Here is a 14,192-nt window from a genome sequence, read left to right as displayed (position 1 = left end):
CACAGTATAGTTAAATATAGCATAAATCAATCCAGAATTAAATAAAATACTTATTGTCCAAGGAAATTTTGAACAGCGGTTTGATTGGTTGCTAAATCAATTTCTAGCACACTTCCAGCGTAATCATAGTCAACATTGCTCCAAGAATTTTCAACTGGAATCGTTAGTCGTTCAATCCCGCTACCACCTTTTAGGATCAATGACGGTCCATTTTTCAACATGAAACTAGTAGGTACATCTGTTGACATGTAGCCAACTAAACGGCCCAATGACTCAGGAGTCCGAAGTAGTGCTAAAGGATTTTTCAATTGGCTCATCACAGCCGTCATTACTTGTTGTTGACGACGAACTCGACCAAAATCGCCTTCCTCATCTTTTCTAAAACGAGCATATTGTAAAAGTGTATGCCCATCCATTTTCTGCTCACCTTTAAAAATATCTACACCATCTAAATTCAACTCTTTTTCCGCATCCATTTTGACGCCACTCGGGAACATTGAATCAATGATCTTTTCAAATGATTGAAAATCAACTTTTGCATAATACCTACACTGAATATTAAAATTCTCTGCTAAGGTTTGACGAACTAAATCTGCTCCTCCTAGTGCGTAGGAAGCGTTGATTTTATTGGCATCATATCCAGGAATATCAACGAAAGTATCACGCATAAAGGAAATCAACTTAGGTTTTTTAGAAGGTCCGTCTAGTTGTAAAACCATGATCGTATCTGCTCGACCAGAATCTTCACCTCTCGTATCACTACCTAGAATCAAAATATTATTCGCACCATTTTCACTTTTTACACCATTAAATGTTTCAAGTGCTTCTTTAGGTAACGAGTTATCATTTTCGGCATATGATTTTCCTTTAAAAAAGAAACCTACTGCTAAAACAAGCAACAATACGAAAAATAATAAAATTCTTTTAGGCCAACTAAACCGTCGTTTTTTTCTTATTTTTTTCGGTTTCTTTCCTTTTTTAGACAGTGGGTTGGGATGCCCATTTGGATTATTATTTTGCTCGAATTGCTGATTTGGTTCATTTAATGTTTCTTGTTCGTTATAATGACTATTTCTAGGTTCTTCTGTATAATTTTTTTCTTTTCTAGGATTAAATTTATTTTTTTCTTCTACTGGTTTTGCTTTATCATGTATATGTTTATAGCGATCCACACGGCTCATTATGTCCACCTCATTTTAAATTAACAACAATTATAAGCATACCTTATTTTACTAGAAATTCCTATTAGATAGTTGAAATTTAACAAAAAATAAAAAGACCTTTTCAGATCTTTATACTCCGTTAATTGGGTGAATAGCATAATTTCCGAATATTTTCACCTTACCACCCATCAAACGTATTTCTTCTAAAGCATTTTCTATTAATTGTTGCGGTTTTTGAACATTGATATCGATCAAAAAGAAATATTCACCGAGTGTTGTTTTCAATGGTCGAGATTCGATTTTGCTTAAATCAATCTCACGCCAACTAAATACAGCTAATGCCTTATGCAAAGCACCGGGAATATTATTGGGCATCGTTAAGGCAATCGTTAATTTTTCTTCATTTGACCCGATAGGCAATTCAATTTTCTCAGCACCTATTACCCAAAAACGCGTTTGATTGATCGCAACATCCTGAATATCTGTGCCAACAATAGCTAAATCATACATTTCTGCAGAAAGTTTGGGTGCAATCGCCGCAATTTTTTGATCGGGATGACTTGCAACATAATTGGCAGCATAGGCAGTAGACGGTGTTGCTTCAAGCTCTGCCATTGGAAACTCGTTACGGATAAATTCTTGTGATTGTGCTAAAGCTTGAGGATGAGATAAAATTTTTGTTGCATCCTGCCAACTATCTTTGTTACTTCTGGCCACCATTAATTGTTGATAGATTGGTAAAACAATTTCTGCCCCTACCGGGATCGTTGTTTGGTGAAACAGATAGTCTACGGTTGTATTGACAGATCCTTCAATTGTATTTTCAATTGGGACAACCCCAAGATCAACTTCGCCAAACTCAACGCCTTTGATACAAGCTGGAATTGAATGATACGATACCAACTCTTCATCAGGAAAAGCTGTTTTAGTGGCGTTATGTGTAAAGGAAGCTTCTGGACCTAAAAAACCGACTTTCATTGTCTCACCTACTTAATATTCTCTAAAATTTCTGATACGATTTCTTCTGGTGTTCGATCATCTGTTGCAATTACTAAGCTAGCACTTTCTTCATAAAAAGGAATCCTGGGTTCAAACACTTCTCTGATCTCTTCAGGAGATTTCGATACAACCAGTGGTCTGATTGTCGTGTGATCTTGTTTCAACCTAGGAATGAACACTTCTGGCTTGGTTTGTAAATAAACAACAGGCGCCATTTGTTTTAGTAAGGTTCGATTTTCCTCTCTCATCACGATTCCACCACCTGTTGAGACTACTTGATCATGATCTAAATAGCGTTTTAAGACATTCGTTTCTTTTTCTCTAAAGGCTTCTTCACCATGTAAATCAAAATATTCTTGGATGGTCATCCCAATTTCTTCAACGATTTTATCATCAAAGTCGATATGCTCCATCCCTGTTTCTTTTGAGAGTAATTTACCTACAGTGGTTTTTCCTGCTCCCATAAAACCAATTAAAATAATCCCCTTCATCTTTGTGCCTCCATTTATTGATATAGTTTAGCCAAGTCATCAAAAAAACTTGGATAAGAAACAGAAATTGCTTCTGCTTTTTCTAATTCTACTGTGCCGTCTTTTACTAAAAGGGCGGCAATTTGCAACATCATGCCTATACGATGATCACCGTAACTCGTAACTTTTGCGTTATGTAAAGCGGTGTTACCATGAATGATCAAACCGTCTTCCGTCGGTTCGATATTGGCACCCATTTTATTTAGCTCAGTTGCAACAGCATCAATACGATTTGTTTCTTTTACTTTCAATTCTTCAGCATTGCGAATAATTGTTTTCCCCTGTGCTTGGGTAGCCAATAAAGCAATAATTGGTAATTCATCGATCAATCTAGGAATGATTTCTCCACTGATTTCGATTCCTTTCAATACACTCGTTTCCACAGTTAAAGTACCAGCTTTGTTTGCTTTATTGCCAGTTTCTTTGATTGTTAATTTCCCACCCATTTGTTGAATAACATCAATAATACCTGTCCGTGTCGGATTTAATCCGACATTATTCAAAATAATTTGACTATCTGGAATAATCAAACCAGCTACTAAGAAGAACGCCGCAGAAGAAATATCTCCTGGCACAATCACTTCTTGCCCATTTAGTTTTTGCGGCCCTTTTAGCCTAATTTCTTTTCCTAAAACAGTAATATCACCACCAAACTGACGAATCATATCTTCAGTGTGATCTCTTGTTTTTTCTTTTTCTACAATGACTGATTCACCATGGGCTTGTAGTGCAGCGAATAGAATTGCTGATTTCACTTGTGCGCTGGCAACTGGCATGTGATATTCAATTGGTTGTAAGTTTTCTGTTCCTTTGACTGTAAGTGGAGGAAATTCTGTTCCATCATGTCCTGTACAGCTTGCACCCATCTGATTGATAGGTAACATCACTCGATTCATTGGACGTTTTGCAATAGAATGATCGCCGAACAGTTCCGTAACAAAGGTTGTTCCAGCTAAAATCCCCATAATCAAGCGGATCGTAGTGCCAGAATTTCCGACATCAATTGCTTTTTTTGACTGCTTTAAACCGGAAAAACCAGTTCCATAAACAGTAATAACTTCCCCATCATCTTCGATTTCCACTCCTAAATCTTTAAAAGCTTGTAACGTGCTTAAACAGTCGTCACCACGTAAAAAGTTTTTAATCGTCGTTTTCCCTTGTGCAATGGCTCCGAACATAATGCTTCTATGAGAAATTGACTTGTCACTAGGAATATCGATACTACCATTTAAACTCACTTTATTGATTGCTAATTCCAAAAAATCCCTCCTAAATTTTAAATGTTTGTTGCCTCATTCAGCTTATTTTTCATAAGTTAGATAAGTTGTTTCCTTTTCAATCAATTCTTTTGCTCTTTCTAAATCGTCCTGTCTTTTAAAAGTTAATTGTAAGATACCATAAATATCTTCCCGAGTTTCAAGAATTTTCAAATTAATTAATGAAAGTTTTGCCTTACCCAGTAAGCCTGTAATCTCTGCAATCACCCCTGGAACATCAGGTACGTCAACAAATAAATCATAGAAGGCTGGAATTGCTCCTTCTTTATGCACAGGCATTTGATTTCTAGTTTCTTTCGCTTCATAGAAAAATTGGAAAATCGCTTCCTTATTTTCAGTCTGAAGCCAAGTTGTGACTTGCTGCATCTCTTTTTGCCAAGATATCATCAATGCTAATAAGGCTTCTTTATTACTCAATAAAATATCCGTCCACATTTGTGGATCAGAAGAAGCAATTCGAGTAATATCTCGAAAACCGCCCGCGGCTAACTGTCGTGAGCGTGGATGCGCTTCATTAAAAATCTTACTTTGGTTCACTAAGCCCGCTGCAATAATATGAGGCAAGTGACTAAGCATTCCTGTAATTTGATCATGCTCTTTGGCTGTAAGAACCACAAATTTTGCTCTTGTTCCTTGCAATAGTTTTTGCAATTCCTTGACTTGCTTTTGTTTTTCCGGTTCTGAAGAAGTTAAAATATAGTAGGCATTTTCAAATAAATTTTCATCTGCCGCAGTCACCCCAGATTTATGTGAACCCGCCATTGGATGACCACCAATGAAAGATTTTAAGCCAACTTTTCGAGCAGCTTCAATGAGTTCTAATTTAGTACTGCCGACATCAGATATAATTACGCCACTTTTTAATGGCAATGTTCCAAGTAAGCTTAATTGTTTCAACATGCTTTTAACAGGAGTACACAAAATAATAATATCTGCCTCAATCGCAGCTACTTTTATAGAGGTACCTTTTTCATCAATTATTTTTCGTTTTAAGGCAAAATCTTCCGAAGATTTTTGACTATCTATCCCTATAATTGTTACCAAAGGGTGCTCTTTTTTTATGCATAATGCTAACGAACTACCAATCAAGCCTAAACCGATGATCAATACCTTTTTATTCATTCCACGTCACTCTCCATCTTATATTTTTGATTAAAACATTTGAGTATAGCGACGGTATGATTCAACTTCCTCTTTCATTTGTTCAAAGGCATCACTACCAAATTTTTCCAGCATTGCTTGGGCAATTTCAGTTGCAACAACAGCCTCACAAACAACACTAGCAGCGGGTACTGCTGTACTATCAGAACGCTCAACGCTAGCCTTATAAGGTTCTTTTGTATCAATATTAACACTTTGCAGCGGTTTATATAAGGTTGGAATAGGCTTCATAACCCCTCTAACGACGATTGGCATACCGTTTGTCATACCTCCTTCAAAGCCGCCTAAGTTATTAGATGTTCTTGTATAACCAGTTGCTTTGTCCCAAACAATTTCATCCATAACTTGACTGCCGGGTCTGTAGCCCATTTCAAAACCAAGCCCAAATTCAACTCCTTTAAACGCGTTAATACTGGTAACAGCTTGAGCAATTTTGGCATCTAGTTTCCGATCCCATTGAACATAACTTCCTAGACCAATTGGTACGCCTCCGACCACCACTTCAACAACCCCGCCGATGGTATCCCCATTTTTCTTAGTTTTGTCAATTAGGTCGCGAATAGCTTGTTCAACGGAAGGATCAAGTACACGTACATCTGAGTTTTCAGAAATCTTTTTAATTTCTTCGACAGTTAAATTATCAGGGATCTCCGCCTTAATCCCACCTAAAATGGCAACATGCCCAGCAACCTCAATGTCCAGTTCTTTTAGTAGTTTTTTAGCAACCGCCCCGATTGCAACACGCATCGTCGTTTCACGTGCTGAAGAACGTTCTAATACATTTCTAAGATCAGTATGTTGATATTTGATACCACCAACTAAATCTGCATGGCCAGGACGTGGCTTGTTTACACGGCGGATTTTCTTCTCTTTTTCAGTGACTTCTTCAATTGACATAACAGACGTCCAATTTTTCCAGTCTTTATTTTCTACAACAAGCGTAACTGGTGAACCGAGTGTTTTTCCATGGCGAATGCCTGACGTGATTCTTACTTGATCTTTTTCAATCAACATTCTCCCGCCACGACCATAGCCACCTTGTCTTCTAGCTAATTCTAAATTAATATCTTCTGGTGATAACGGTAAGCCCGCTGGTAAGCCTTCAATAATGGCTGTTAATTCTGGGCCATGTGATTCTCCTGCAGTAATAAAACGCATCTAAATTCCTCCTAGTCTAAATAACTCTTCATTTGTTCAATTGGAATACGAACGATTTTGGCTTTTCCAATCGTTTCTAATAATATAATATTGATTTTCCCGCCACGTGCTTTTTTATCATGTGTTAATGCCAAGTACAGTTGATCTTGATCCCAAAGATCTGATTGAATCGGTAGCTGAAATTTTTGAATCATTTTATTCAATTGTTTTGTTGTACCTGTTGGCGTTAATTGCTTATTTTCGGCAATTCTTGTGATTTGGCTCATCCCGATTGCAACACCTTCACCGTGAGTTAAATTGCCATAGCCAACAGTATTCTCTAAAGCATGACCAATTGTGTGACCAAAATTCAGTAGTAGCCGAACACCATTATCAAGTTCGTCTTCTTCTACAACTTTCCGTTTGATTTTACAGCAAGCAGCGATGATTTCAGTAGCATGTACTAATAAGTCATGTTCATCCGTTAATATCTCTAATTTTTGCCATAACTCTTCATCGGCAATCGCAGCTGATTTAATGATTTCAGCAATCCCTTCTCGAACTCTTCTGACTTCTAATGTGTTTAATGTATCCGGATCAATCAAAACACCATCTGGTTGCCCAAAGGTTCCGACTAAATTTTTAGCCTTTTTCGTATTGACGGCTGTTTTTCCGCCAATACTGCTATCAACTTGAGCTAATAAGGTCGTTGGAACTTGAAGAAAGTGAATGCCACGCATATATGTCGAAGCAACAAATCCAGCCAAATCACCAACAACACCGCCACCTAAAGCGATGATGCCGTCACTTCTTGTCAGCCCTTCATCGGCAAGGAAATCATAAATTTCAGCGGCAACGCTTAAACTTTTACTTTGTTCTCCTGCATCGATTACAAAAGTCGTTGGATCAAAACCAGCTTCTTCCAAACTTTTTTTCACTTTATTTCCGTATAAAGGTTGAACATTGGAATCTGTAATGATCACGATTTTCTGCGGAGACCATAATGTTTTGGCCCACTGTCCAATACCTGACAACAACCCTTTTTCAATCGTCAAATCATAAGCATGATTTGGTAAAGTTACTGTAAGTTTCATTTTTTTCAACTCCTGTTTTTTTTATAAAAAGGATTCTAACAGATTGACATGATCAGGCGAGTGCATTGATTTCTTTCATTGCTTTTTCAATAATATGAACTTCTTCCATCATACGCATGTAAGTTTTTTCATTTAATGATTGAGGTCCATCTGACCAAGCATTGATTGGATCTGGATGGATTTCAACAATCAATCCATCAGCTCCAGCTGCTACACCAGCTCTTGCCATCGAAGGAACTAAATCCCAAATCCCTACGCCATGACTTGGATCAACAATGATTGGAAAATGGCTTAATTTTTTAATCAGTGGAACAGCACTTAAGTCAAGGGTATTCCGGGTTGCTGTTTCGTATGTGCGAATACCACGTTCAATGAATATCACATTAAAATTCCCTTGGGCAGCGATATATTCAGCTGCATTTAACCACTCATCAATTGTACCAGAAATACCACGTTTCAAACCAATTGGTTTACCTGTTTTTCCGACAGCTTGTAATAATTTGAAATTTTGCATGTTTCTAGCACCAATTTGTAAAATATCACTGTATTCAGCGATCATGTCGATGTGGGCTTCATCCATTACTTCAGTAATGACTTTCATATCAAATTCATCGGCCGCTTGACGAATATATTTTAATCCTTCTTCTTCCAATCCTTGAAAAGCATACGGGGATGTTCTTGGTTTAAATGCCCCACCACGCAAAATTGTTGCGCCTCCTGCTTTAGCGATTCTAGCACATTCGCGGATCTGATCTGAGCTTTCAATTGAACAGGGGCCTGCCATCATTGTCATACTACCGTCTCCAATTTTGACACCATCAACATTCACTACTGTATTTTCTGGATGAAACTCACGACTAGTTAATTTGTATGTCAATGAAATTCGCACTGCATTTTCAACGCCATCATAACTATTAAATGCGACATCCTGCATTTTTCGTGTGTCTCCAACCAAACCAATGATGGTTTGTTCTTTCCCTTCACTTAGGTGCACTTCCAACCCTTCTTTTTTTACTCGTTCGATCACTGATTTAATTTGTGCCATGGTTGCTTCTGATTTCATAATTACGATCATTATTTTGCTCTCCTTCAGTAAATACTAATTAGTTATTTTCAATAATTGGTTTAACAATTTCTATTGGCATTTCTTGTCCTGTCCATTTTTCAAATGCTGCGGCACCTTGATAAAGTAACATGCCTAAGCCATTATTTGTTTTCGCACCACGCAGACGAGCTTGTTTGAGAAATTCTGTTTCCCTTGGCGTGTAAATGACATCGCAAACCGCTAAATCTGGCCGTATGATTGAAAAATCTTGAATCGGCGTTTGAGTTTCTAATGGTTTCATACCTACGCCAGTTGCATTCAATAATAAGGCACTCTCACCAACATCTCTCGCAAGTGCTTGGTCATCAGATAAATCATGAAGTGTGATCATACATTGTGTATTTTCAGAGATATACGCTAGTTTTTCCATGATTTTGTCATAAAAATCATCTTTTCGATTATACACCGTAATTTCTTTCACACCATCCAAAGCCGCTTGAACGATAATAGCTGTTGCAGCTCCACCAGCACCGATGATCGTCATTTTTTTCCCAATGATATCAACCTCTATATCTTGCAAGCTTCTCATAAAACCAATACCATCTGTGTTGTGACCAGTTAATTTTCCTTGCTCATTCGTGATTGTATTGACAGCTCCAATGAGACGGGCAGCTTCACTCAGTTCATCCATATATTCAACCGCTAAGATTTTATTGGGCATTGATAGATTCGCACCGATCATTTCTAAATTTCTGATTGAATTAATGGCTTTTTCCAATCCTTGTGTATCTACCTCAAAAGCAAGGTACACAGCATCGATTCCTAACGCTTGAAAGGCTGTATTTTGAATCATAGGTGAAACACTGTGACGGATTGGTGTAGCAAATAACGCAGCTAGCTTGGTATGACCTGTGATCTTATTTTCCATCTAAAAATCCTCCTCAAAGATTTTTTTCTTCAAACAAAAAAGGTATTCACGTAAATTTTCAGAAAAATCTACAGTGAACACCTCACAAAAATTGGTAATATAAAAGCCACTATAGATTTTCTCATCTACGCGGCTGAAAGTCATCTCAAAATCCCCTAGCCATCATAGATACAAACTTGCTAGCTTGCATCCATAATGTTATGAATACAAACTCATCTAAAATAGCTAAAGTAATAATTATTCAGTTGTATTTGGTTATGCTTCATCGTTGTCATATGAATCACTCCGTAACTGATTTATTTAAGAATTGTTCTCAGTATATCTCTAAGAATGCCCAGTGTCAACCATTTTTTTCTTTTAAATTTAAAATAATCATCTTTTTTAGTGAGAAATCTTGAAAATAAAGATTTCTGACTATTATCTTTAGTCAGTTTTGTCAAAATTTATTATGGAGTAACTTTTAAAATAATCTTCCCTTTACTTTTGTTACTAGCCATATATTGATGAGCTTCTTCAACATTTTCAAGTGAAAAGATTGAATCAACTACAGGTTTTAGTATTCCTGCTTCAAATAGGTTTGCTGTTTTGTCCCAAAATTCTTTCGTTAAATCCGTTTTATAAGAATCACTTCGCGGTGTCAACAATGTGCCTTTGATTGTTATTCTTTTTTCTAACAATGTCAGCAAATCTACCTTATCTACAACGGGCCCTCCTAAAATACCGATTAAGATCAATCGTCCATCGTAAGCTAGACTAGTAAGATTTTTTTCCCAATAAGCAGCACCAATAAAATCTAAAATAACATCTGCGCCTTGTCCCGATGTTGCTTGCAACACTTTTTCTTCAAATGCTTCTTTCTTATAGTTTATAAGAACATCCGCACCTAAATTTTCACATAGTTTAAGTTTTTCAGGAGAGCTTGCTGTCACCAATATTTTGGCAGATGTTAATTGTTTTGCTAATTGAATTGCAGCTAGACCAACACCACTAGCTCCTGCATGAATCAATACATTCTGAGTAGAAGACAGTTTTCCAAGCCAAAAGAGCGTCTGGTAAGCGGTAAGAAATACTTCTGGAATCGCAGCTCCTTCTTCAAATGTCAATTGAGCTGGTAATATCATGGCATTACCTGAGTTCATTACAGCATACTCGGCATAACCGCCACCATTTACAAGCCCCATCACACGACTTCCACATGGAAAAAGCTCAGAATCACTTTCAACTACAATTCCCGAAACTTCAACTCCTAAAATAGAATTCCCTTGTGGGAGTCTGCCCGTCTCTTTAGCAAGTAAATCTGTCCGATTAATCGCTGCTGCAGCAACTTTTATCAACAGTTGATTTTCCGTTCTAGTTGGCACTTCGGTCTCTTGGGTCAGTTTTAATCGTACTTGCTCATCAAAAACTATTCTTTCTATTGCTTTCATCTTCCCACGCCTTTCTATGTCTAATAAAAAACCGTAGAATCTTTTAAAAGAAATCCACGGTCAAAATTTACTTATTAAAGTTCTTCGCCATATACATCATCAACAGTTTGCGTTGGGTCAATTATGATATATAAGCTTTTAGTTTTTTCGCTAACTTTAGTAGATTGGTAAACATTATCTAAACCTTCGTCAGTCTTATCTTTGTATGGGAAGTATACTAAATCAGGTGTACCAGTTTTGTATAAAATTTCCATACGTTCAATATCTTCATATTTTAAAGCGCGGGCGAACATGCCTAATTCAAGACCCCCAAGATTGATATCATGTGTTTGAACGTGATCTCCTTCTTGGAAGATTTCGATTTTAAACCCTTCACACGGATGAATTTCCATAAATTCACTTCCGTGAATACGTCCAAAACTAGTTGTGATTTGTTTGATCCATAAATCTCCAATAAAACGACGACCAATCGTCCAAGTTTCACCATTTCTAAAATAAAATTTTAATCCTGTCATTTCTCTACTCATAATATAAGTCTCCTTATCTAAAAATAATTTCTACAACGTTAAGTTTAGCATAACTTTTTCGCCAGGTCATCCTATTCGCCTCTTTACTTAGGAAGAGCTAATTTATCTAAAAAAACATCTGTTAAGATAACAGCTCTTTGATGAGTACCAGTAGCGATGATTTGTTCATTATCCAGAACGTTGAATGAAAAAGTAATTTTCGATTTTTCTTGTGATTCAACTTCTATTTTGACAACAATCTGCGCCCCAACTTTAGAAGGACGTAAATGCTTCGCCTCGATCCACGTTCCAACACTTGTTTCTTCAGGTGCTAGTTCTTGATGTAAATGTTCTTTAGCCGTGTTCTCCACCATTGCAAGCATTGCCGGTGTTGCCAAGACTTCTAAATCACCAGATCCGATTTCTTTTGCGGTATCCTTGGAACCAACAACAAATTCTTTTAAAAACTCTTCCATGGCTATCACTCCTTATCAATCATGTCCTTTGCAAACGCAAGCAGCACTTTCTTATTATTTATAATTTGACGATTCACAACAGCAGTTTCAATCATCTCGATCATTTCACCTACCCATTTGCCAGGTGTTTTATCGAAATAAGCTAATACATCATTCCCAGTAATAGCCAACTCTTTTCTATTATGAATGGGCAAACTTAAATAACGTTCTTTTGCTTCTTCAAGTTTACTCTTTTGCTCATAATAAAACAATAGTTTTTCTACGGATAATACCGCATCCAGTCCTAAGTTGAACAAATCAATCACTTCCCAATCACCTAATAAACGCTGATTTAAGCCATAAACCAGTTGTTGTACCTCATAGATCATTTGATTAGATTGTTTCCAAGATTTTAGAAAACTGCGAATAGCATTTTCTTTTAGACCGATTGTTTTGATCAATAGTGCCCAAGCCTGGCTTTCCGATTCGATTTGTTTATTTGGAAGTTCAGCAAAATCAAATAACATTGCACCTTTTCCTCTTAACTCTGGGCAATACTGATAGCATTCGGTTTCAATGAACGGACGTAATGCTGCACGTCTGTTTTTTCCTAATAATAATTTTATAAACTCTACGGCAATTCGTTCAACCGAGATTTTATCTAATAATGAGTGAAAATCTTCAATAGCTGATAGTGTTTCAGGCTCAATCGAAAAATCTAATTGACTGGCAAACCGCAAGCCTCGCATCATTCGCAGAGCATCTTCATGAAAACGTTCTCTAGGGTTACCGACTGCTCGAATGATTTGGTGCTCTAAATCATTTATACCGTCGAATAAGTCAATGATTTCTCCATCGACATTCATTGCTAAGGCATTGATCGTAAAGTCTCGACGTTTCAAATCTTCCTTCAATGATCGGACAAATGTTACCGTATCTGGACGTCTAAAGTCTTGATACGTTGATTCAGTTCTAAAAGTTGTGATTTCATACTGCTCTTCCCCTATTAAAACAAGAACCGTCCCATGATCGATTCCAACATCGACTGTTCGATGGAAAATTTCTTTGATTTCTTCTGGATAAGCACTTGTTGCAATATCGACATCGTGGATCGGTTGATTTAATAAGGCATCCCTAACACTTCCTCCAACAAAGTAAGCCTCAAATCCTTGTGCTTGAATCTCTCTTAAAACTCTTTCTGCCTTAGTAAATTCATCTGGTATTGTATCTAATTTCATAATAGATTTTCCAGTCCATAAACTAGTTTTTCTAATTGGACAACTTTTTTACAGCCCAAGGCAACGCCGGTCATAAACGAACTGCGATCATAAGAATCATGTCTGATCGTTAACCCTTCACCGACACCGCCAAATTGAACTTGCTGGTGTGCGATCATGCCTGGTAAGCGTACACTGTGAATTTTCATTCCTTCAAAGTCAGCGCCTCGAGCTCCTTTGATCAATTCCTGTTCTTCTGGGTGTCCTTTTTTTTTGTGTGTACGAACTTCACTCATCATTTCTGCAGTTTTGATTGCTGTTCCGCTAGGTGCATCTAATTTATTATCATGATGGAGTTCGATAATTTCAACATCAGGGAAATATTCAGCTGCTTTTTGCGCAAACTGCATCATCAAAACGGCGCCCACTGCAAAATTAGGCGCAATCAAGCCGCCAATTTTTACGGATTCTGACCGAGCGGTTAACTCAACTAGTTGTTCTTCTGTTAAACCCGTGGTGCCTACAACAGGCGCAATTTTATGGTCAATAGCGAAGCGTGTATTTTCATAGGCAACTTTTGGAATGGTGAAATCGATCCAAACATCCGGTTCAACTGAAAGAACGTCTTCTTTTTGTTTAAAAATCGGCACATCTATTTCTGGATACTCCGCCATTTGCTTAAGATTTGTGTTGTCTTCAAATGGATCTAAAACCCCCACTAGCTCGAAATCATCATGTTCTAAAACCATTTTGGTTGCAGTAGCCCCCATTTTCCCTTTAAAACCTGCGACTAAAATTTTAATCATGTCTTTGCCCATCCTTCCGCTCAAATCGATATTTATCCCTTTGATTGAATTTTTCCATATTTTTTTGAAATGCTTCAGTTAAATCTATATCTAATGAATTTGCCATGATCATTGTGACAAATAATACATCTCCTAATTCTTCAGAAACGGTTTTAGGTTGTTCATCTGTTTTTTTAGGCTTTTCACCATAATAGTGATTGATTTCTCTGGCAAGTTCACCAACTTCTTCTGTTAAGCGTGCCATTTGGCTTAATGGAGAAAAATAACCGGTTTTAAATTGCTGGATATACGTATCCACTTCTGCTTGCATAGAATGCAGAGATTGATTTTCGTCTTTCATTTTACCCCAACCTTTCTATTACATATCTTATCAAAAACTACGCCATCTGAAAAGGTTCTACTTGTTGTTTCATAATAGGAATGATAGAGTGAGTACTGGATATGGGT

General features: G+C 37.2%; 15 protein-coding genes. All 15 read right to left on the bottom strand.

What is annotated here, in order from left to right; genetic code table 11:
- Positions 1-50: 50 nt before the first annotated feature.
- Positions 51-1,181: an LCP family protein gene (locus tag BCR24_RS15300; RefSeq protein ID WP_069641362.1), complete on the bottom strand. Its 1,131-nt coding sequence runs from the start codon at positions 1,179-1,181 to the stop codon at positions 51-53.
- Between the two features lie 111 nt (positions 1,182-1,292).
- Entirely contained in the window at positions 1,293-2,141 is an 849-nt protein-coding gene (gene pheA / locus BCR24_RS15295; RefSeq protein WP_069641361.1) for a prephenate dehydratase, read from the bottom strand.
- 8 nt (positions 2,142-2,149) lie between these two features.
- Positions 2,150-2,653, bottom strand: coding sequence for a shikimate kinase (locus BCR24_RS15290; protein WP_069641360.1), 504 nt, complete (start codon positions 2,651-2,653; stop codon positions 2,150-2,152).
- A gap of 14 nt (positions 2,654-2,667) precedes the next feature.
- Complete coding sequence (gene aroA, locus BCR24_RS15285; RefSeq protein ID WP_069641359.1) at positions 2,668-3,951, bottom strand: 3-phosphoshikimate 1-carboxyvinyltransferase; 1,284 nt, start codon at positions 3,949-3,951, stop codon at positions 2,668-2,670.
- Between the two features lie 42 nt (positions 3,952-3,993).
- A complete protein-coding gene (locus tag BCR24_RS15280; RefSeq protein WP_069641358.1) occupies positions 3,994-5,091 on the bottom strand; it encodes a prephenate dehydrogenase in 1,098 nt (365 codons plus the stop codon).
- Between the two features lie 30 nt (positions 5,092-5,121).
- Complete coding sequence (gene aroC / locus BCR24_RS15275; RefSeq protein ID WP_069641357.1) at positions 5,122-6,288, bottom strand: chorismate synthase; 1,167 nt, start codon at positions 6,286-6,288, stop codon at positions 5,122-5,124.
- Between the two features lie 11 nt (positions 6,289-6,299).
- Positions 6,300-7,361 (bottom strand): 3-dehydroquinate synthase, encoded by a 1,062-nt coding sequence (gene aroB / locus BCR24_RS15270; RefSeq protein ID WP_069641356.1) that lies wholly within the window; start codon positions 7,359-7,361, stop codon positions 6,300-6,302.
- Between the two features lie 52 nt (positions 7,362-7,413).
- Positions 7,414-8,436 (bottom strand): 3-deoxy-7-phosphoheptulonate synthase, encoded by a 1,023-nt coding sequence (aroF, locus tag BCR24_RS15265; protein ID WP_069641355.1) that lies wholly within the window; start codon positions 8,434-8,436, stop codon positions 7,414-7,416.
- Between the two features lie 28 nt (positions 8,437-8,464).
- On the bottom strand, positions 8,465-9,334 hold the full coding sequence (aroE, locus tag BCR24_RS15260; RefSeq protein ID WP_069641354.1) for a shikimate dehydrogenase: 870 nt from the start codon (positions 9,332-9,334) through the stop codon (positions 8,465-8,467).
- Between the two features lie 446 nt (positions 9,335-9,780).
- Positions 9,781-10,761, bottom strand: coding sequence for an NAD(P)H-quinone oxidoreductase (locus BCR24_RS15255; RefSeq protein ID WP_069641353.1), 981 nt, complete (start codon positions 10,759-10,761; stop codon positions 9,781-9,783).
- 74 nt (positions 10,762-10,835) lie between these two features.
- Positions 10,836-11,288 carry a hypothetical protein gene (locus tag BCR24_RS15250; RefSeq protein WP_069641352.1) on the bottom strand — a complete coding sequence of 151 codons (453 nt, stop codon included), beginning with the start codon at positions 11,286-11,288 and terminating at the stop codon, positions 10,836-10,838.
- Between the two features lie 83 nt (positions 11,289-11,371).
- Complete coding sequence (locus tag BCR24_RS15245) at positions 11,372-11,743, bottom strand: thioesterase family protein (protein ID WP_069641351.1); 372 nt, start codon at positions 11,741-11,743, stop codon at positions 11,372-11,374.
- 5 nt (positions 11,744-11,748) lie between these two features.
- Positions 11,749-12,960 (bottom strand): CCA tRNA nucleotidyltransferase, encoded by a 1,212-nt coding sequence (locus BCR24_RS15240; RefSeq protein WP_069641350.1) that lies wholly within the window; start codon positions 12,958-12,960, stop codon positions 11,749-11,751.
- Positions 12,957-13,745 (bottom strand): 4-hydroxy-tetrahydrodipicolinate reductase, encoded by a 789-nt coding sequence (dapB, locus tag BCR24_RS15235; protein ID WP_069641349.1) that lies wholly within the window; start codon positions 13,743-13,745, stop codon positions 12,957-12,959. The genes BCR24_RS15240 and dapB overlap by 4 nt, the downstream gene beginning before the upstream one ends.
- A complete protein-coding gene (locus BCR24_RS15230; RefSeq protein WP_069641348.1) occupies positions 13,738-14,085 on the bottom strand; it encodes a nucleotide pyrophosphohydrolase in 348 nt (115 codons plus the stop codon). Before BCR24_RS15230 ends, dapB begins: the two co-directional genes overlap by 8 nt.
- Between the last annotated feature and the right edge of the window lie 107 nt (positions 14,086-14,192).

This window comes from Enterococcus ureilyticus (assembly GCF_001730315.1).
GTDB classification, from domain to species: domain Bacteria; phylum Bacillota; class Bacilli; order Lactobacillales; family Enterococcaceae; genus Enterococcus_L; species Enterococcus_L ureilyticus.
Note: the sequence above shows the minus strand (reverse complement) of the source record. Positions and strands in the feature narration are given on the sequence as shown.